At 71.4% G+C, this 18,804-nt stretch carries 20 protein-coding genes, 1 tRNA gene and 1 pseudogene; 9 read left to right on the top strand and 13 right to left on the bottom strand.

Annotated features, from left to right (window positions below; genetic code table 11):
• Window positions 1–220: 220 nt before the first annotated feature.
• The gene (locus AC6RUA_RS12570) at window positions 221–694 is read left to right on the top strand and encodes a DUF7344 domain-containing protein (protein WP_499813345.1); all 474 of its coding nucleotides are present in this window, start codon (window positions 221–223) and stop codon (window positions 692–694) included.
• Window positions 681–1,097, top strand: a complete 417-nt coding sequence (locus tag AC6RUA_RS12565) for a HalOD1 output domain-containing protein (protein WP_499813344.1) — start codon at window positions 681–683, stop codon at window positions 1,095–1,097. Before AC6RUA_RS12570 ends, AC6RUA_RS12565 begins: the two co-directional genes overlap by 14 nt.
• A gap of 105 nt (window positions 1,098–1,202) precedes the next feature.
• Here the strand turns inward: AC6RUA_RS12565 and AC6RUA_RS12560 are convergent.
• From AC6RUA_RS12560 to AC6RUA_RS12550, 3 genes are all read right to left on the bottom strand, one after another.
• A tRNA-Val gene (locus AC6RUA_RS12560) sits at window positions 1,203–1,277 on the bottom strand.
• A 48-nt stretch (window positions 1,278–1,325) separates the two neighbouring features.
• The gene (locus AC6RUA_RS12555) at window positions 1,326–1,859 is read right to left on the bottom strand and encodes a cob(I)yrinic acid a,c-diamide adenosyltransferase (protein WP_499813343.1); all 534 of its coding nucleotides are present in this window, start codon (window positions 1,857–1,859) and stop codon (window positions 1,326–1,328) included.
• Window positions 1,860–1,862: 3 nt separating this feature from the next.
• Window positions 1,863–2,102, bottom strand: coding sequence for a glutathione S-transferase N-terminal domain-containing protein (locus tag AC6RUA_RS12550; RefSeq protein ID WP_499813342.1), 240 nt, complete (start codon window positions 2,100–2,102; stop codon window positions 1,863–1,865).
• A gap of 255 nt (window positions 2,103–2,357) precedes the next feature.
• Here AC6RUA_RS12550 and AC6RUA_RS12545 point away from each other — a divergent pair.
• Window positions 2,358–3,385, top strand: a pseudogene (locus AC6RUA_RS12545) (YeiH family protein).
• A 45-nt stretch (window positions 3,386–3,430) separates the two neighbouring features.
• On the opposite strand, the gene AC6RUA_RS12540 reads toward AC6RUA_RS12545, so the two are convergent.
• Window positions 3,431–4,294, bottom strand: a complete 864-nt coding sequence (locus tag AC6RUA_RS12540; protein ID WP_499813341.1) for an extracellular solute-binding protein — start codon at window positions 4,292–4,294, stop codon at window positions 3,431–3,433.
• 166 nt (window positions 4,295–4,460) lie between these two features.
• Between AC6RUA_RS12540 and AC6RUA_RS12535 the strand changes: the two genes are divergently transcribed.
• Entirely contained in the window at window positions 4,461–6,557 is a 2,097-nt protein-coding gene (locus AC6RUA_RS12535; protein WP_499813340.1) for an LpqB family beta-propeller domain-containing protein, read from the top strand.
• A 149-nt stretch (window positions 6,558–6,706) separates the two neighbouring features.
• Here the strand turns inward: AC6RUA_RS12535 and AC6RUA_RS12530 are convergent, their stop codons facing one another.
• The 4 genes from AC6RUA_RS12530 to AC6RUA_RS12515 form a co-directional block, all read right to left on the bottom strand.
• Window positions 6,707–7,222, bottom strand: a complete 516-nt coding sequence (locus AC6RUA_RS12530) for an MFS transporter (protein ID WP_499813339.1) — start codon at window positions 7,220–7,222, stop codon at window positions 6,707–6,709.
• A complete protein-coding gene (locus tag AC6RUA_RS12525) occupies window positions 7,150–7,884 on the bottom strand; it encodes an MFS transporter (RefSeq protein ID WP_499813338.1) in 735 nt (244 codons plus the stop codon). The genes AC6RUA_RS12530 and AC6RUA_RS12525 overlap by 73 nt, the downstream gene beginning before the upstream one ends.
• Window positions 7,885–7,988: 104 nt before the next feature.
• On the bottom strand, window positions 7,989–8,378 hold the full coding sequence (locus tag AC6RUA_RS12520; RefSeq protein ID WP_499813337.1) for an acyl-CoA thioesterase: 390 nt from the start codon (window positions 8,376–8,378) through the stop codon (window positions 7,989–7,991).
• Entirely contained in the window at window positions 8,375–8,899 is a 525-nt protein-coding gene (locus tag AC6RUA_RS12515) for an HPP family protein (RefSeq protein WP_499813336.1), read from the bottom strand. Before AC6RUA_RS12515 ends, AC6RUA_RS12520 begins: the two co-directional genes overlap by 4 nt.
• Window positions 8,900–8,982: 83 nt before the next feature.
• On the opposite strand from AC6RUA_RS12515, the gene AC6RUA_RS12510 reads away from it, so the two are divergent.
• The 5 genes from AC6RUA_RS12510 (at window position 8,983) to AC6RUA_RS12490 (ending at window position 12,282) form a co-directional block, all read left to right on the top strand.
• Window positions 8,983–9,162, top strand: coding sequence for a DUF7838 family putative zinc beta-ribbon protein (locus AC6RUA_RS12510; RefSeq protein ID WP_499813335.1), 180 nt, complete (start codon window positions 8,983–8,985; stop codon window positions 9,160–9,162).
• A 150-nt stretch (window positions 9,163–9,312) separates the two neighbouring features.
• Window positions 9,313–9,858 (top strand): iron transporter, encoded by a 546-nt coding sequence (locus AC6RUA_RS12505; protein ID WP_499813334.1) that lies wholly within the window; start codon window positions 9,313–9,315, stop codon window positions 9,856–9,858.
• Between the two features lie 110 nt (window positions 9,859–9,968).
• Entirely contained in the window at window positions 9,969–10,403 is a 435-nt protein-coding gene (locus AC6RUA_RS12500) for a universal stress protein (RefSeq protein ID WP_499813333.1), read from the top strand.
• 54 nt (window positions 10,404–10,457) lie between these two features.
• Complete coding sequence (locus AC6RUA_RS12495; RefSeq protein ID WP_499813332.1) at window positions 10,458–11,189, top strand: SDR family NAD(P)-dependent oxidoreductase; 732 nt, start codon at window positions 10,458–10,460, stop codon at window positions 11,187–11,189.
• A 1-nt stretch (window position 11,190) separates the two neighbouring features.
• Window positions 11,191–12,282 carry an S-adenosylmethionine:tRNA ribosyltransferase-isomerase gene (locus AC6RUA_RS12490; RefSeq protein ID WP_499813331.1) on the top strand — a complete coding sequence of 364 codons (1,092 nt, stop codon included), beginning with the start codon at window positions 11,191–11,193 and terminating at the stop codon, window positions 12,280–12,282.
• Between the two features lie 18 nt (window positions 12,283–12,300).
• Here the strand turns inward: AC6RUA_RS12490 and gcvPB are convergent, their stop codons facing one another.
• The 5 genes from gcvPB to AC6RUA_RS12465 all read right to left on the bottom strand — a co-directional run bounded on the left by gcvPB (window position 12,301) and on the right by AC6RUA_RS12465 (window position 18,594).
• On the bottom strand, window positions 12,301–13,755 hold the full coding sequence (gcvPB, locus tag AC6RUA_RS12485; RefSeq protein WP_499815448.1) for an aminomethyl-transferring glycine dehydrogenase subunit GcvPB: 1,455 nt from the start codon (window positions 13,753–13,755) through the stop codon (window positions 12,301–12,303).
• A 49-nt stretch (window positions 13,756–13,804) separates the two neighbouring features.
• Window positions 13,805–15,142 carry an aminomethyl-transferring glycine dehydrogenase subunit GcvPA gene (gene gcvPA / locus AC6RUA_RS12480; protein ID WP_499813330.1) on the bottom strand — a complete coding sequence of 446 codons (1,338 nt, stop codon included), beginning with the start codon at window positions 15,140–15,142 and terminating at the stop codon, window positions 13,805–13,807.
• A gap of 125 nt (window positions 15,143–15,267) precedes the next feature.
• The gene (locus AC6RUA_RS12475) at window positions 15,268–16,887 is read right to left on the bottom strand and encodes a COG1361 S-layer family protein (protein ID WP_499813329.1); all 1,620 of its coding nucleotides are present in this window, start codon (window positions 16,885–16,887) and stop codon (window positions 15,268–15,270) included.
• Entirely contained in the window at window positions 16,884–17,672 is a 789-nt protein-coding gene (locus tag AC6RUA_RS12470; RefSeq protein WP_499813328.1) for an ABC transporter permease, read from the bottom strand. The genes AC6RUA_RS12475 and AC6RUA_RS12470 overlap by 4 nt, the downstream gene beginning before the upstream one ends.
• On the bottom strand, window positions 17,665–18,594 hold the full coding sequence (locus tag AC6RUA_RS12465) for an ABC transporter ATP-binding protein (RefSeq protein ID WP_499813327.1): 930 nt from the start codon (window positions 18,592–18,594) through the stop codon (window positions 17,665–17,667). Before AC6RUA_RS12465 ends, AC6RUA_RS12470 begins: the two co-directional genes overlap by 8 nt.
• Between the last annotated feature and the right edge of the window lie 210 nt (window positions 18,595–18,804).

Raw genomic sequence — 18,804 nt, 5'->3', positions numbered from 1 at the left:
GTGAGATGCAGGCAGACCTGACCAACTACCCCTTCGGACAGGAGAGATACCATGTGAACCTGTCGGGAATTTCTCCACCCGGCTCTAACGGCACCTCTCTCGAGTACACCCTGGATAAGTATTGACGAGTAGCCTGTACAGGGCAGCCGATAACCTACATGGGCTAACTGCTTTGATTCATCGTCCAAGTTCTTTTTACGAGGAATTGAGTGGGGGACCTATGGAAAACGAGCCGCCGGACGACGATGACGATGTTCACCCCGGAAACGGGACCTCGTCTACGGCATCGTCAGACGGTCCATCCATCCTCGAACTGGATGAGGTGTTTACCGCGCTCAGTCATCCCCGGCGGCGCTATCTTCTCTACACCCTCATCAACGAGGGTTCCGAGGAAACCCTTCCCGAGTTGGCGACGAGAATCGTCGCGTGGGAGCAGGACAAGCCCACCAGCGAGGTGACCGAGGAGGAGCGCCAACAGGTCCATCTCTCACTCTACCACTCGCACGTCCCCAAACTCGCCAAACTCGGCATTCTCGAATACGAACGGGGGAAAGACATCATCGTGCGAACGACAAACACCGAGCAGGTACAGGCCGTACTCGACGGTGCCGGCGCGGAACTCGATGCCCGACAGGAGACCCACGCCCGTCAGGAGGACACCAGTCAGGAGGATGATGTCGGTGACTCCAAGTAAGGACGGCCCGACAGAGACGGACGGCGGAGACCCTGACGATGTTCCCACCGAAACGGATGGTGAGAATGTGGAGGAGATGACAAGTGAGACACGTGGAGAAGACCCATCCAAGTACGTAGACGCGGAGCGGTGGGTGCAGGTCAACCAAGTCCATTACACTCAACAAGGGGACGGAGAGTTCGTGGCGGCGGTCGTCTCCGCCGTCGCGGATGCGAAAGGGGCCGACCCGCTTGACTACGCCGAGATGCCTCCCTTGGACGATTCGGTTGACGCCGAAGTACTTGAAGAGGCGGTGTTCGGTCGGGAAGTCGAGGGAGATGAACGCACGATGGGGTTCACCTACAACGACTACAAGGTGGCTGTACGCTCGGACGGCTGGATATTCGTCTACGAACAACGATAGACGGTCGACCCGGATGCGCCGAACGCAGCGAATTGAAGGGAGAGACTCACCCGAATCGCCTGCCGACGTTGGGGCTATCTCCTTCGAGGAAGTGCGGTGAGGAAGTGGGTCGGGGCGGATTCGAACCGCCGGCCTGCTCCGTGTGAAGGAGCCGTCATAACCGGACTAGACCACCGACCCGGTACACGGACGTAGCCGCGTCCAGAACTTAACCCTTCCCTTAGAGACTCAGTAGGTGGGTGCGTCCTCGGGTTCGCCGTCGCGTCGGTTCACCAGTCGCGCGGCCGTGAACAGCGCGTCCGAGAGGCGGTTGAGGTAGCGGACCGCCTCGTGGTTCACGGGTTCGTCGTCCGCGAGCGCGACCGCTCGCCGCTCGGCCCGGCGGACGACGGCGCGCGCGTGGTGGAGCGCGGCCCCGCTCTCGCTCCCCGACGGGAGGACGAAACTGGTGAGCGGGTCGAGTTCCTCGTCCATCGCGTCGATCCACGCCTCTAGGTCGTCGACGTGGCTCGCGCGGACGACCGGCGCGTCCTCGTCCGGGTCGGGGTTGGCGAAGTCGGCCTGGACGACGTGGAGGCGGTTCTGGACCGCGCGCAGTCGCTCGTCGACGTCGTCGTAACCGGTGGGACGGACCGTCCCGACGAGCGCGTTCGCCTCGTCGACGGTGCCGTACGCCTCGATGCGCGGGCTGGTCTTCGACACCCGCGACATGTCCCTGAGGTCGGTCTTCCCCTCGTCGCCGCGGCCGGTGTAGACGGGCATGAACTACGCGAGCGTGCGGTCGATGTACTCCACGATGTTCGCCGACTCGTTCATCGTCACGCCGTGCTCCTCGTCGACGAGGACGGGTACCCCACGCTGGTTGCTCACGCGCTTCACCTCGTCTCGCTCGGAGTGGAGCGCTTCCGTCCACTCCGTCTCGTAGTCGACGTCGTTCTCCTCTAGCGCGTCGTGGACCTTCTCACACCACGGACAGCCGTCCAGCGCGTACAGTGTCACGGACATGCAGGGGCGTTGGGTGGCGACGGCCAAGTAGCTTCGGCCGGGAGCGTCCGCGAACGCACGCGTGGAGGGGCGGGTCAATTGCGTCCGATAATCAGGCCATTTATGCTGGTACCTCGGACGGAATCCGAACGACTGAAGGGGCCGACCTCACGATAGGGGGGGCGTGAACGAGGAACGTGACCGGTACGCGCCGTCCGCGCCGGCGAGCGATGCGGAAGTATTCTCCGCTTCCGATGTCGCCGGGACCGGGTCGGCGTGAGCGTCGCCAGTACCCTCCGGCGCTACCTCCCGGGGCTGGCGACGCTCGTCGCGGTGGCCGCGGTGGCCCACGGAGTCGGGACGGCGCTTCCGGGCGTGACGCCGCTCGTCGTCGCGGTCGCAGGAGGTGCACTCCTGGCCAACACGACCGGGACGCCCGAGTGGGCCGCCGCGGGCGTCGGCCTCCACGGTCGGCTGCTGGAGGCGGGCATCGTGCTGCTCGGGGCGAGTGTGTCGCTCGCCGCTGTCGCCGCCGCCGGACCGGTGCTCGTCGGGTCGGTGGTGGGAGTCGTCGCGTTCGGTCTCGTCTGCGTCGAGGCGTTCGCCCGCCTCGCCGGCCTCGACGCGCGGACGGGGTCGCTGCTCGCGGCGGGGTCGTCCGTCTGTGGCGTCTCGGCGGTGGCCGCCGCCGCCGGAGCGGTCGACGCCGACGAGTCGCAGGTGGCGTACGCCGCCGCGACGGTCCTCCTGTTCGACGCGGTCACGCTCGTCGCGTTCCGCCGCTCGGGCACCTCCTCGAACTCGGCCCGCAGGCGTTCGGTGTCTGGGCCGGCCTCTCGATGTTCTCGACCGGACCGGTGACGGCCGCGGGGTTCGCGTTCTCGCGGACGGCCGGCGAGTGGGCGGCGCTGACGAAACTCGCGCGCAACTCGTTCATCGGCGTGGTGGCCGTGGGGTACTCGTTCCGCTACGCGTCGACCCGCGCGGGCGGAGAGGATAGCGTCTCGGGTGGTGGTAGCGGCGTCCGAGCGCGGCTCGCGACGCTGTGGGACGGCGTCCCGACGTTCCTCCTCGGCTTCCTCGCGCTCGCGCTGGCGACGAACGCGGGGCTCGTCCCGCCGGCGGTCCGTGACGTGCTCGGAGTCGCGGTCGACTGGCTGTTCCTCCTCGCGTTCGCCGGGCTCGGATTCGACATTCGGGCCGACCGGATGCGGGCCGCCGGCGTCGGACCGCTCGCGGTCGTGGGTGCGTACCTGCTGGTCGTGAGCGCGCTCGCCTACGTGCTCGTGGCGGCCGTCCTCTGAGTCGTCCGGTTCGCCTGCCCGCCGGCGGAGACCCGCTCGCCCGCCTCACGGTCGCTCGACGGTCGGGTACGACGCGGGCACCTCGAACCCCGCCCCCAGCCAGTCGCCGTCGACCAGCGTCTCGAACGCCGCCCGCGTCGCCGGCCGGTCGGTCCGGAGCGCCGCGCCGTACGCGATGGGCGCACCGCGGACGGTCCGTCCGTCCGGGAGCGTGTACGTGTGCTCGCGGTACCGGGCGGCGAAGCGGGGCGCTGAGAGGTCGATCCCGGGCGGGAGCGACCGGAACGCGACGGCGTGGTCCGCGGCCATGTTCCGGTAGACGACCGCGGCGTCGAGTCCGCCCGCCTCGAACGCGCCGAGCAGGTCCGTCTCCGGGAACACCTGTTCGGGCGAGAGCGCGTCCGGGTACGGCCGCCCCCAGCGCTCGCGGGCGAGTTCGAGCGCGAACAGCGTCCGGTAGCCGAGCGGGTCGGCGTCCGGGTCGGTGCGACCCCAGCGGACGGCCGGGTCGAGCAGCGGGTCGAACGCCCGTACGGCGTCGCGGACGCGGCGCCCGCCCGCGGTTTCGGGCGCGTACGCGACGACGAGCGCGTTCGTCGCGAAGGCGGTGTAGCGGTCGACGAGCCCCGCGAACAGGACCGGGTCGGCGAGCGCGAGCACGTCCGGGTCGCGTAGTCCCTCGCGCACCATGCGCGCGCACGCGGCCGACCCGTGGGACTCCAGGGCGACCGGCGCGTCGACGCGGTCGCGAAACCGCGTGTCGAGCGCGTGCTGGAGGCTCCCGGCCGCCAGCACCGAGACCGTCCGCTCCCCGCGAACCCGGTCGTCGCTCACCAGCGCGCCGAGACCGCCGAGTGCCGCGACCCCGGCGACCCCCGCGGCGAGCGCTGCACGCCGAGTGCGCGCCATACATCGACCAGGAGGAGTTTCACCAAAGATATTTCGTAACCGATACCGGGTACGTCCCCGGCCGGAACGAGGTCGTCGGCTGCGTCCTCGGCGAGCCACGGAGGAGGGAGGCGACGCGGCCCCCGGTTCCAGAACCGTCAAGTGGCCCGTCCACGCACCGGCGGGCATGCGTGACGGAATCGACGTCGAGGACGTCTACGACCTCTCGCTTCTGACGGACCTCTCGCTCTCGCCGGACGGCGACCGCGTCGCGTTCGTCGCGAGCGAGTCCGACCCCGACGAGGACGAGACTCGAAGCGCGCTGTACGTCGCCCCGACCGACGGCTCGCACGACCCCCACCGGCTCACGCGCGCGTCGAGCGCGTCGGCTCCGACGTGGGGCCCGGACGGCGACACGCTGTCGTTTCTCGCCGCGCGGACGGCCGACCTCGACCGGACGGCCGGGCGCGACGGCGCCGGGGAGGAGACGCAGGAGGACGACGAGGACGACGGCGAGGAGGGGTCCGGCGGGAACGGCGACGACGACCCGAGACGGCAGGTGTGGACGTTCGACCTCTCGCTCGGCGGCGACGCCCGGCAGGAGACCGACTTCGAGCGCGGCGTCCGCGAGTTCGACGTCTCGCCCGACGGCGACCGCCTGGTCGTCGCCGCGCGCGACCCGACCGACGAGGAGGAGGAGTACCTCGACCGGCGGGAGGAGAACGGTCCCATCGAGGTGACGCGCCTCCAGCACAAGCGCGACGGCGCGGGCTGGCTCGACGACGTGACGACCTACCTCTTCGTCGGCGCGCGCGACGGCCGCGCCGACGAGGCGGCGTTCGACCGACTCGACGACGCCTACGGCGCCGGGTCGAGCGAGCCGCTCTCGGGTCTCCAGCCGGCGTGGGGACCGACCGACCGCATCGCGTTCTGCCGGTGCGACGAGGAGAACCCGGACGACTCTGGCGCGTACGACGTGCTCACGGTCGACCCGGACGGGGGCGACCTCCGGGTGGTGACGGACGGCTCGCTCCGGTGTAGCGTGCCGACGTGGTCGCCGGACGGCGGCCGCGTCGCGTTCGCCGGCGGCAACTACGAGAACTGGTACGAACCGACCGAGGTGTTCGTCGCGCCGGACGTGGCCGACGCCGAGTACGAGTCGCTCTCGGCGCCGCTCGACCGGACGCTCCCGCTCGGTGGCGGCGACATGGCGTGGCTCGACGACGACCACGTCGTCACGCCCGTCGCCGACGAGGCGTGGACGCGCCTCGCGGTCCTCCCGCTGTCGGGCGAGCCACGCCGGGCGTACGGGCGACAGGGCCGCTCGCGGACCATCGAGGCGTTCGACCTGCAGGACGAGACGGTCGCGCTCGGACTGTCGCGTGCGAACCAGACGCCCGACGTGTTCGCGCTCGACGCCGCCGAACTCCGCGAGGGCGAGGCGGGTGGCCCCATCCGCCGGCTGTCGGCGCTCAACGCCGACTGGGAGGCCGAGACGGCGCTGCCCGACTGCGAGGTGGTGAGCTGCGAGAACAGCGACGGCGACCGCATCGAATCGGTCGTCTACTATCCGCCCGACTTCGACCCGGACGGCGAGGAGCGCGCTCCGACCGTCTGTTCCATCCACGGCGGGCCGATGAGCTACGACGCGCCGTCGTTCCGCTTCGCGAACGCCTACTGGGCGAGCAAGGGGTACGTCGTCGTGAAGCCGAACTACCGCGGGTCGACCTCGTACGGGCGGGAGTTCGCCGAGCGGCTGAAGGGGAGCCGCGGGAACCTGGAGTCCGACGACGTCGTCTCGGCGGTGGACGAACTGGTCGCGGAGGGCGTCGCCGACCCGGACCGACTGTTCTGTACGGGGTTCAGCTACGGCGGCATCACGACCGCCCACGTCGTCACGCGGACCGACGAGTTCGCCGCCGCCGCCCCCGAACACGGCATCTACGACTTCTACAGCAACTTCGGGACCGACGACAACCACAACTGGCACGAGTGGGAGTTCGGGGTGCCGTGGGAGAACGTCGAGACGTACCGCGACATCTCCTCCATCACGCGCGTCGACGAGATAGACACGCCGCTGCTCGTCACGGCGGGCGAGGAGGACTGGCGGTGCCCGCCGACGCAGGCCGAACAGCTGTACGTGAGCGTCCGCAAGCAGGGCGTCGACGCGAAGCTCGTCATCTACCCGGACGAGCACCACAACGTCGGCAAACCGCAGCGGGCGACCCACCGGCTGGAGACGCTGACCGAGTGGTTCGAGGAGCACGACCCGGGCGAGGCGTGAGCGAGCGACAGCGAGCGAACGCCTCGCCTCGACGGCGGCGAGGTCCTCGGGCCGAGCCGCCGACCGAACTGAGCGTCACCGAGTGAGCGAGCGTCTCGGTCGACGACGGTCACGAGTCACCGGCGCGCGGCACCTCCAGCCCTCCGTAGCTACAACCCCCATCCGAGCGCCCGGTTCGCGCCCACGAGCGCGAGACACCCGACGAGGAGCGCCACGACGACGCCGTACGCGAGCGGCCAGCCCGAGTCCGCGAGCGCGCCCACGACGACGCTCCCGGACGCGGCGAGCAGCATGTAGACGCTCCGGAGCAGGCCGAAACCGTAGCCGCGTTCGGCGTCGGAGAGGCGGTCCATGAACCGCGCCTGCACCGGGCCGGGCCACGAGATGCCGAGCCCGAGGACCGCGACGCCCGCCACCGTCCCGAGCGTCCCGGGGGCGACGAGCAGGAGCGCGACGCCCGACCCCGCGAGCGTCAGGCTCCCGGCGATTGCGGCGTCGCGCGACACCGCGTCGGAGACGCGCCCGGCGACGACCTGCGCGCCCGAGGAGAGCGCGAACATCCCGCCGAACGCCACCCCCGCCGTCGCGGGGGTCAGGCCGCGGTACTCCACGAGGAACGTCGGGAGGAACGAGGCGACCGCCTGGAACGTGAACGCGGCGACCACCGCGACGACCGTGGTGTACGCGAGCGCGGGCCGGGTGAGCAGGTCGAGGATTCGACGGCGGTCGAACACCGACCGCACCTCGCGACCGGGGGTCGACGGTTCGAGCGCCGGGACGACCCAGACGGTGGCGACGAGGGCCGGAATCGCGACGAGGACGCCGAGCGCGACGGCGGGCGCCAGCCCGCGCGCGCGCCGACGACGCCGCCGACGGCCGGGAACACGACGCCGGCGACCGCACCGGCCGCGGTGAGCGCGCCGAGCGGCCCGCCGCGCTCGTCGAACAGTCGGGTGAGCATCGCCGCCGCGGGCGCGAAGTACAGTCCCGCACCCGCCCCGAGTACCACGGCGGCGACGGCGAAGACGGCGACCGACGGCGCGAGCGCGACGAGCGCGGCGCCGACCGCCGTGCCGCCGACGCCAGCGAGCACGAGTCGGCGCTCGCCGTAGCGGTCCGCGAGCACGCCGCTCGGGAACTGGAGGAGCGCGTACGCCCCCCACATCGCCGCGAGCGCCAGTCCGACGGTCGCGGTGTCCGTCCGGAGGTCGACGAGCACGAACGGGACGACGGTCCCGAGGAGGAGCCGCGCGCCGAGTTGACTGAAGTTCCCGACGGCGACGGCCGCGAGCGCTCCCCGTCGACCTCCCCCGTCCACGGACGACACGCCTCACCTCGGTGGAGCGAGCGGTTAACCCTCGGGCACCGGGCAAGCCTCACCGGGAGAGCGGACGGCGACCGCGGACGCTCGCGGACCGCGACGGCCGTCGGTCAGTCCTCGAGGTGTCGCTCGAACGCGGCCCGGTGGTCGTCGTCGAACGGGGTCGGCCGCCCGTCGTCGTCGAGCGCGACCTGCACCGACTCGGCGGTGGCGACGCGGTCGCCGCCCACGCCGAGGTCGTACGCGAACGTCACGCTCGACGTGCCCACGTCGGTCACGTCGAGCGTGACGGTCAGGTCGTCGAGCGAGTCGACCGGCCGCTCGAAGTCGAGCGAGAGCGTCGCGAGCGCCGCGTTCGCCTCCTCGAGTCTGGTACCCACCTCCTCGCGGAAGAAGTCGATGCGCGCCTGTTCGATGTAGGTGGCGTACACCGCGTTGTTCACGTGGCCCATCGGGTCGAGGTCGCGGTACCGCGGCCGAACGGTCGTTTCGAACGTCACGTGCGGGCGTCGTCGCCGAGGGGCTTTTGCGTACCGCTCCACCGGCGCGACGCCCGTCGGCCGGCGACGGCCGCCGCGTACAGCGCGGTCACGCCCGCGCCGATGACGAGCGCGTCCGGGGGGGCCGAGAGCAGACCGAGTGCGACGATGAGCGTGGTCGCGCACGCGGGGGCGTGGCGCGTCCGCGTGACCGCCATCCCGGCGGTCGTGAGCGCGACCGAGCAGACGGCACTGACGACGAGGCGACCGGCGGCCGGGTCGCCCGGTGGGTGGGCCGCGAGGACCACGGCGCCGTCGGCGAGCGCGTGGTAGGCCGCCAGGCCAGCGAGCGTCCCGACCGCGTGCCCGCCGAGGACGCGCCGGGCCGTCGTCTCCTCGGGTGCGATCGCGAGCAGGTACGCCGACGGTCCGAGGCTCGGGAACACCAGCGGCCGGCCAGTGCCCCACGCGAGCACCCCGGCGACCGCCAGGAGCACGCCGGCCCGCGCCGACTCGACGACCGCGCGACGACTGCTCGACACGCCGGGACGCTCGCGCGTCCGGGACAAGAACGCGTCGATGCTCGAACCGGTGTTTTGAAACCCCGCGCGGCCCGATTCCGCCCGTGAGCCTCGAGATGGAACACGACTGTCCCCGGTGCGGCGGCGTGCAGACCTTCTGGCGGAGCGCCAGCATGACCCTGCACCTCGGCGAGAAGACGAAGTGGCGGTGTTCGGACTGCGACTACGGGTTCGTCCGCATCGACGACGGCGCGGACATCGACTCCTCGCGCGCCGACGCCTGACCCGGTCCCCGCCGTCCCGAACGCCACACCGAACCCCTCGGCGACGCCGACTCCCGAGCGGCGACGGTGTCTGACCCGCCGCGTGTGGGCCGGTCCCGGCCCACACCGCGGCCGTCAGCCATTACGGCTCGTCGCTCGAACCCCCGCTCGATGCCCGACAATCCGCAGAAGCAGCCGAGCGACGAGGTGGACGAGAACCAGATTCAGCAGTCGAAGACCGAGGGCGAGGCGTACCAGACCTCGGTCGCGTACATGGCGAACACCGTCGCCAACGACGGCGGGAAACGGGACGCGGGTGAGTACGTCGTCGGGTACGCACAGGAGGAGGCCGAGGGGATGTACGAACTCGTCGGCGAGGGGGAGTTCGAGTTCGTCGAACCCGACGGCGAGAACTGCCACCTCGAAGTCGTCGTCGCGGACGCGGGCGACAAGCGGTTCGTCCCCTACTGTGACGTGACGGCGGCGCTCGAACGCGACGGCGAGGAGTACGGCCCGTTCGAGTTGTCGTTCCTCTGGCACCCGGGCGTCTACCACTACGGGTCGAACGTCGAGGTGCCCGGGTCGGGGAGCTACGACATGCACGTCACGGTCGAACCGCCGACGTTCATGCGTCACGACGAGCAGAACGGCGACCGCTACGGCGAGACGGTCGAGGTGACGTTCGAGGACGTCGACGTCGAGACCGGACAGGACTGAGGGCGGCGACGACCGCGCCACCGCACGGCCGTGTGCCGCGTGACGCGCGATTCGCCCGCCGACCGAGACCGACCGCAAGGCCCGTAACCACGGCACCCGACGTGGCGCGTATGGCTCGTCGCATCCTCGTTCCGATCGACAGCTCCGACCACTCGACGGACGCGCTGCGTCACGCGCTCGACGTTCACGCCGGGAGCGAGCTCGTCGTCCTCCACGTCGTCGACCCCGCCCGGTGGATATCCACGGCCGACGACGACGAGGGCGAGGTGTTCTACTCGACCGAACTCGAGGAGGCGGTCGAGCGCGCCGCGGACGACCTGCTGGCCGAGGCGGCCGAGACGGCGCGGACCGCCGGTGCAGACGTCGAGACGGTCCGGGTGGTCGGCCAGCCCGCGAGCGCGATTCTGGAGTACCTCGACGAGCACGACGTCGACCAGGTCGTGATGGGGAGCCAGGGGCGAACGGGGCTCGACAGGCTCCTGCTCGGGAGCGTCGCCGAGCGGGTGACGCGGCGCTCGCCGGTACCGGTCACCGTCGTCCACTAGCCTCCCGTCGCGTCCGCGAGACACGCTTTTGCTCACCGAGCGTCATTCACGCGCATGTCTCAGACGCGGTCGAACTCTACCGTCGCACTCGTCACCGGCGCGAGCCGCGGGCTGGGGAGCGTCCTCGCGACGTTTCTCGCGGGCGACGGCTACGAACTGATACTCACCGCCCGGGGCGAGACGGGCCTCCGAGAGAGGGCTGAAGCGATAGAGCGGGCGGTCGAGGATGCGGTCGTCCACCCGGTCGCGGGCGACGTGACCGACGCCGGCCACCGACGCGCGCTCGGCGACATCGTGGCCGACGCCGGCGGACTCGACCTCCTCGTGAACAACGCCTCGACGCTGGGTCCCTCCCCGCTCCCGCCACTGGAGGAGTACCCGCTGGACGCGCTCCGGGAGGTGTTCGAGGTGAACGTCGTCGCGCCGCTGGCGCTCGTCCGGGAACTGCTCCCGGCGCTCCGGGAGCGGGAGGGACTCGTCGTGAACGTGACGAGCGACGCCGCGGTCGAGGGCTACCCCGGATGGGGCGGCTACGGCGCGAGCAAGGCCGCGCTCGACCAGGTGACGCGGACGCTCGCGGCCGAACTCGACTCGGTCGGTGTGGTCGGTGTCGACCCCGGGGACATGCGGACGGAGATGCACCAGCGAGCGTACCCCGACGAGGACATCTCCGACCGGCCGACACCGGACGTGACGATACCGTTCTGGGGCTGGCTACTCGGTCGCGACCCGCTCGCCGTGAGCGGCCGCCGGTTCCGGGCACAAGCCGAACGGTGGGAGGCGTGAGGTGTCGCTCTCGCTCGACGACCTCCGGTTCGAGCGTCCGGCCGACCTGGTGGCGGCCGAACCGCCGGAGCGGCGCGGACTCGCGCGCGACGGGGTCCGCCTGCTGGTGAGCGAGGGGGACGGCGAGGGCGCACACGGCCACGCGACGTTCGACCGACTGGCCGAGTTCCTCCGGCCGACCGACCTGCTCGTCGTCAACCAGAGCGCCACCCTCCCGGCCGCGCTGTCGGCGACCGGACCGTCGGGGGAGTTCCTCCTCGACCTCTGCACCGAGTACGGCGACGGCCTCTGGCTGGTCGAGCCACGTCGGAGTACGAGCGAACCCGGACCGCTCCCGCTCTCGCCGGGCGACCGAGTCGACGCCGGCGGGCTGACCGGGCGGGTCGTCGCCGCGTTTCCGGGCATCGAGCGGCTGGTGTTCGTCCGGTTCGCGGGCGACGTGCGCGCGGCGTTGGACGAGTACGGCAGACCCATCCGGTACGGGTACGTCAGCGAGGAGTACCCGCTCTCGGACTACCAGACGTACTTCGCGGCCGAACCCGGGAGCGCCGAGATGCCGTCGGCCGCCCGCCCGTTCACCGAGGGCGTCGTCGAGCGACTCCGGGCCGCGGGCGTCGGCCTCGCGTCGGTCACCCTCCACGCGGGCGTCTCCAGCCTCGAGGTCGAGGCCGACCAGTGCGCGCTCCACTGCGGGGACGCCGCGTGCAACCCGCTCTACCCCGAACCGTTCCGCGTGCCCGCCTCCACCGCGGCGGCCGTCAACCGGACGCGTGCCCGTGGCGGGCGGATCGTCGCCGTCGGGACGACGGTCGTCCGGGCGGTCGAGTCCGCGTGGGACCCCGAGGAGAGACGGGTGCGCGCGACGAGCGGATTCACCCGCCGGTTCGTGACGCCCGACACCGGCGTCGCGGCCGTCGACGGGTTGCTCACGGGGTTACACGACCCCGAGACGACGCACCTGGCGATGCTGTACGCCGTCGCCGGGCGGCCGCTCGTGATGACCGGCTACGAGGCGGCCATCGACGAGGGGTACCTCTGGCACGAGTTCGGCGACACGCACCTCCTGCTTCCGAACGAGGGAGTTCGCGGGTGAACCGCTACTGTCGACGGACTACTCGTCCTCGCCGCCCTCGAGTGCGCGCCACGAGAGCCGCGGGTCGCGCGCGGCGCTCGTCTGGTCGATACGCCGGGCGGTCGTCTTGCGGGGCGCGTCGGCCAACTCCTCGTCGGCGTCGGTCGCGGCGGCGTTGAAGGCGGCCGCGAGGTCGTCGAGCGACGCGCGGTTCTCCACCTCCGTCGGTTCGGTGAGCATCGCCTCGGGCACCATCTCGGGCCACTTCGTCGTCGGCGGGTGGACGCCGTAGTCGAGCATCCGCTTGGCCACGTCGGCCGCGTCGCGGTCGCCCGCGGTGGCCGCGAACTCGTGGTGGAACGGCCCGTACGGCACGTCGAACTCGATTTGCTCCGCGAGGTAGTTGGCGTTCAGCACGGCCTTCGCGCTGGCGTCGAGCAGGCCCTCGTCGCCGAGGCGGTGGATGTACGCGTACGCCTTCACCAGCACGAGCCAGTTACCCGCGAAGCCGTGGACCTTCCCGACGCTGTGTTCGGGGTCGAACAGTTCGTACTCGGGCGCGTCGCCGCCGGCGGACCCGCCTGCGTCTGCGCTCCGGACCTGCGGGCGCGGGAGGAACGGCGCCAACTCCTCGACGACGCCGACCGGCCCCGCGCCGGGACCGCCGCCGCCGTGGGGCGTGGCGAACGTCTTGTGGACGTTGTAGTGCATGATGTCGAACCCCATGTCGCCCGGGCGGGCGCGCCCGAGCAGGGCGTTCAGGTTCGCGCCGTCGTAGTAGAGCAGGCCGCCCGCGTCGTGGACGACGTCGGCGATCTCGACGATGTCGCGTTCGAAGAGACCGACCGTGTTCGGGTTCGTGAGCATCAGCGCCGCGGTGTCCCCGGAGACGGCCGCCTCGAGCGCCTCCACGTCGACGCGTCCGTCCTCGCCCGAGGGGAGTTCGACCACGTCGTAGCCGGCCATCGCCGCGGTGGCGAAGTTGGTACCGTGCGCGGACGCCGGAATGACGACCTCCGACCGGTCGTTGCCGTTCCGCTCGTGGTACGCCTTCGCCACGGCGATGCCGGTGAACTCGCCGGCGGCGCCGGCGGGCGGCTGGAGCGTCACCGCGTCCATCCCGCCGATGTCCGCGAGGTACTCCTGGAGGCCGTACAGCAGTTCGAGCGTCCCCTGTACCGTCTCGGGGTCGCGGTCCGGGTGGACCGCCGCGTCGGGGTCGGCCGCGACCGTCTCGGTGTACTTGGGGTTGTACTTCATCGTGCACGACCCGAGCGGGTACGGTCCCGACTCGACGCCCCAGTTCATCTGCGAGAGCCGCGTGTAGTGGCGCGCGAGTTCCGGTTCCGACAGCCCCGGCAGGTCGAGCGAGTCGCGCGTCAGGTCGTCGGGGAGGACGGAGTCCTCGTCGGGGTCGATGCTCGTGGTGTCCTTCTCGGAGAGCAACGGCTCGTTCCGCTCCTCGTCACCGTACCGGGCCTGGTCGTAGTTCACTCGGACCACCTCGGTGAGAGTGAGCATGTCGGACGGAGTCCGACGGAGTTCATGCGGCCTCCTCGAAGGCGGCGACCAACTCGTCGCTCGCCCCGGCGTTGAGGTCGGTCACGCACACCTGCAGCAGGTGGTCGTCGAGCGTGTGCACCGCGAACCCGGCGTCGGACAGGTCGCCGGCGACGGCCGGCGCCGGCTGGTCGGTCCGGACGACGAACTCCCGGAAGTGGTGGCGGTCGTGGACCGGCGCGGCCACGCCGTCGATGGCGTCGAGGTCCGCCGCCAAGTCGCGGGCGTTCCGGACGCAGTCCTCCGCGAGGGCGGCGAGACCGTCGGGACCGAGCGTCGCGAGGTGCATCGCGGCCCGGAGCGCGACCCACGCCTGGTTGGTGCAGATGTTGGAGGTGGCGCGCTCCTTGCGGATGTGCTGTTCGCGCGTCTGGAGCGTGAGCGTGAACGCGCGGCGCTCGGCGGCGTCCTCGCTCGCGCCGACCAGCCGGCCGGGGACCTGCCGGAGGTACGACTCCCGGCAGGCGAACAGGCCGAGTCCCATCCCGTAGCTGGTCGACAGGCCGAGCGCGCCCGCCTCGCCGACGACGACGTCCGCGCCGACGGCCGCCGGCTCCCGCAGCAGACCGAGCGCGACGGGGTCCGTCCCGACGCAGAACAGCGCGTCGTGCTCCGCCGCCACGTCGCCGACGGCCGACAGCGACTCCTCGATCGCGCCCGTCACGGTCGGGTTCTCCGCGTAGACGAAACACACCTCGTCGTCGACCCGCGCCGAGAGCGCGTCGACGTCGACGGTCGCCTCCTCGTACGGGTACGTCTCGACGGTCAGGTCGGAGCCGTCCACGTAGTTGTCGAGCGTGCCCCGCTTGCCGTCCCGGAGCGACTCCGGGACCAGCACGACCGACCCGCTCGTCTCGCGCACCCGGTCGGCGAGGAGCGCCGCCTCCGCGAGCGCGGTCGCGGCGTCGTACATCGAGCAGTTCGCCACCGGAAGTCCCGTCAACTCGACCAGCATCGACTGGTACTCGAACAGCGCCTGGAGGAACCCCTGGGTTATCTCGGGCTGGTACTGGGTGTAGCTCGTGAGGAACTCCGAGCGCGACGAGAGGTCGTCCACGAGCGCCGGGACGTAGTGGCCGTAGTGGCCCCGACCGAGGAACTCGGTCAGGTCGTCGTTGCGCCCGAGCGTCTCGGCGAGGTCGTCGACGACCGCGCGCTCGCTCCGCTGCGGGATGCCGAACTCGCCGTCGAACGCCACCTCGTCGGGGATGTCGAACAGGTCGGCCTCCGACTCCGCGCCGACGGCGTCGAGCATCGCGTCCGTCTGGGCCGGCGTGTGGGGTGCGAACGGGGAGCCGGCGGTCGAGCCGCGCCTACTCATCGCTCGCCCGTCCAGTCACGTCCGTGCCGTTCGAGGGACCGATTCCGTCCACGTCTGTCCATAGGTGTGCCTGCGCCGGGGCGATTAAGAGTCGTTCGTTCCCGGCCCGACCCTCCGGGTCCGACCTACCGGCGCCGGAGCCACCAGTAGCCGACCCCGACCGCGATGACGACCCCGAGGCCGACGACGGCGAGTGCGGCGCCCGTGTCGACCGTCGTCGGTTCCTCCGCGACGGTGACCGCGACCCGGTGCGACTCGGTCGACCGGACGTCGCCGTCGGCCGACTCCGAGGAGACGTTCGCCGCGAGGGCGTGGGTGCTCGCCACCGCGTCCTCGTCGACGCTCACCTCGAACGCGACGGACGCCGACTCGCCGGGAGCCAGCGACGGGACGTACGCCTCCGACGAGACGCTCGTGAACGGCGGCGTCGGCGCGAGCGCGACCGTGACGTCCGTTCGCGTCTCGTCGCCGGTGTTCTGCACCCGGACGACCAGGCGGTTCGAACTGTCCGGAGCGAGCGTCGCGTTTCGCGGTTCGAGCGCGAACAGGTCGCGGTCGGGGGCGACGGCGACGCGGGCGGGCGAGAGGTCCCGCTCGCGCCGGTCGCCGTCCGCGTCCCGGTAGCGCACGACGGCGTCGAACTGGTGGGGGCCGGACTCGCCCGCGTCGGTGACCCGGACCGGGAACTCGACGGGCGCCGACTCGCCGGGGCCGAGCGTCCCGACGGCGAACCCGGCGCGGAGCGGCACGACCGCGTCGCTCGGACTCTCGAGTCGGACGACCGCGTCCCGGACGGGTCGGGGACCCTCGTTGACGACGGTCCCGGTCACCGTCCCCCGCTCGCCGACGACCAGCGACGCGGAGACGTTCTCGAGCGCGAGCGACTGCTCGGGCGCCGGGACGACGCCCGCGGCGAGCGGACGCGACTCGACGGTCGCGCTCGTCTCGTTCGCGTACGTGACCCGCGCGAGGACGGTGTGGTTGCGGCGGTCGGCGTCCGCGAGGACGGCGGCCGGCACCCGGACCGTCCGGTTCTCGCCGGGGTTCCACCGGCCGACGAACCGGGAGACGGAGCCGTTCGCGCCGACGCGGACCGCCGCCGAGCGGGACTCGACCGCGACCCGCGCGTCCCGCGCCGGGGCGGACCCGACGTTTCGGAGCGTGAGCGAGACGTTCCCGGCGTCGCCGACCGGGGCGTCCGTCTCGGCGTCGACGACGCGGAACCGCGGCTCGCTCACCACCCGGAGCGTGACGGTGGCCGTCTCCCGGACGGTCTCCTCGTCGTGGTCGTCGGTGTTCGGGTCGATGTCCTCGGTGTACACGTACCGGAGCCTGACGGGGAGGTCGTACGCGCCCGGCGGGGCGTCCTCGTCGACGCGGACGGTCACGCCCGTCTCGACGAGTCCCCCGTCGGCGATGGCGCCGAGCGAGACGGTCCCCGTCTCGACCGACACCGGCGAGTCGCCGGCCTCGACCGAGAGCCGCACGCCGCGGGCCGTCGTCACCCGCTGTTCGGCCCGCGGGTCCCGCCCGCCCTCCTCGACGACGGCGGTGTTCGCCACCTGCAGGCGGAGTTCCGCCTCCTCGCCCGGTGCGACCCGGCCGTCGGGGAGCGTCACCGACAGGTCCGGTTCGGCTTCCAGAGCGAACGCGACGGTGGGGACGACGAGCAGGAGGACCACGACGCACGCGACGAGCGCGCGGCGTGCCGTCGCTCCCCGTCCGGCCGAGCGGCGCTGCGTCACCGGATGTCCCTCCGTTCGAACCGGAGGACGCTCGCGACGACGAGCAGGACGGCGGCTTCGAGGAGGACGACCGCACCCGTCAGGTCGTACGTCCCGTCGACGAGCACCTCGGTCGGGTCGTAGTAGCGCGTCGGGCTGAGCGTGCCGAGCCACTCGAAGTCCGTGTCGGTGACGACGGAGTCGAGCATGAACAGGCCGAAGACGACGCCGATGGCGCTGCGCTGTGCGAGGCTCTCCCGGCTGACGAGCACCGACACGAACAGCCCGATGCCCGCACAGACGAGCAGGTACGGGAACGAGAGCAGGTGGACCATCGCGAGGTCGGTCGCCGAGATGGGGTCGTCGATGAGGACCGTCCCGACGTAGACCACCGCCGCGACCAGGCCGTTGACGATGACCATCGGGACGACGAGCGGGAGGAACTTCCCGAGGACGACCGACGCGCGCGACACCGGACACGCCAGCAGGAGGTCCAGCCGGTCGTTCTCGACGCCCCCCGCGATGAGCGCCCCCCCGCTGTACGCGAAGTAGAGCCCGAGCAGGAGTATCCACCCGAACTGGTACAGTTCGGTCGCGAACAGCCCCTCGATGGTGCCGATGGACTCGACGCCGAACGCCGACCGGAACGCCGGCGGGAGCGCCTCGGCGTACGCCTCGAAGTCGACCTCCGCGATTATCGAGGGGCCGATGGCGAGAAACAGCCCCGCGAACGCCGAGAGGCCGACCGCGATGGCGACCGCTCCCAGCACCCGCCGCTCCGTCTCGTAGCGGGCTATCTCACGCATCGGCACCCTCCGGGTTCGGGGCCGACTCCCCGTAGAACCGCATGAACACCTCCTCGAGGGGGGCCTCCTCGATGTCCACGTCGGCGACGTCGAACCCGGTCAGGTGGCCGAGGAGGGCGGCGGGGTCACCGGTGAACGTGAACGAGACGGTCGCCTCCGCCTCGCCGGTCCCCCCGCCCCGGGCGACGCTCACGTCGTGGACGCCGGGGAGGTCGAAGTCGTCGGCGTCCACCCGGTCGGTCACCCGGACCCGGACGGCCTTCCCGGAACGGCTGCGCAGCGCCTCGACGTCCTCGAGCGCGACGAGGCGACCCTCGCGGATGATGCCGACCCGCTCGCAGACCTTCTGCACCTCGCTCAGGACGTGCGAGGAGAAGAACACCGTCTTCCCCCGGTCGCGCTCCCGGCGGACGAACTCGACGAACCGCTCCTGCTTGAGCGGGTCGAGCCCGCTCGTGGGCTCGTCCATGACGACGAGGTTCGGGTCGTGCATGAACGCCAGGACGATGGCGAACATCTGCCTGTTCCCCCGGGAGTAGCCGCCGATCTTCCGCTCCAGCGGCGGGTCGAACAGCCGGAGCAGTTCCTCGCTCCGCTCGTCGCCGCGAAGCGCGCCGTAGTAGTCGAGCACCCGCCTGCCGGTGGCGTCCTCGTCGAACACCGGCTCCGCCGGGAGGTACCCCACCTCGCGCCGCGCCTCGACGAGCGCCCGCTCGTCGGTGATGTCCCGGCCCAGCACCGCCGCGCTCCCGTCCGTCGGGGAGAGGAACCCGAGGAGCGTCCTGATGGCCGTCGTCTTCCCCGCACCGTTCGGCCCGAGGAACCCGAACACCTCGCCGCGTTCGACCGAGAACGTGAGGTCCTCGATGCCCCGCGTCTCGCCGTAGTACTTCGTCAGTCCGTCGGTCCGGATGGCTTCCATACCCAGTTTCGCTCTCCGACGTAGCTTCCGCGGGGGCATAGTGTTGTCGGCGTTATACGTACGTCCTCGCCAGAATCGTACCGAGGCACCGTCGGACGGTCGTCCCGAACCCCGGAACGGCCGTCGCGAGCGTCGGAGGCGCGCAGCCGTTCTGTACCCGGACTGGTCGTAGACTATATATACATATATAGTATTCGAAATACTTATCCT

The organism is Halorarum sp. SLYT50 (genome assembly GCF_059821265.1).
This window is presented reverse-complemented; position numbering and strand designations above follow the sequence as displayed.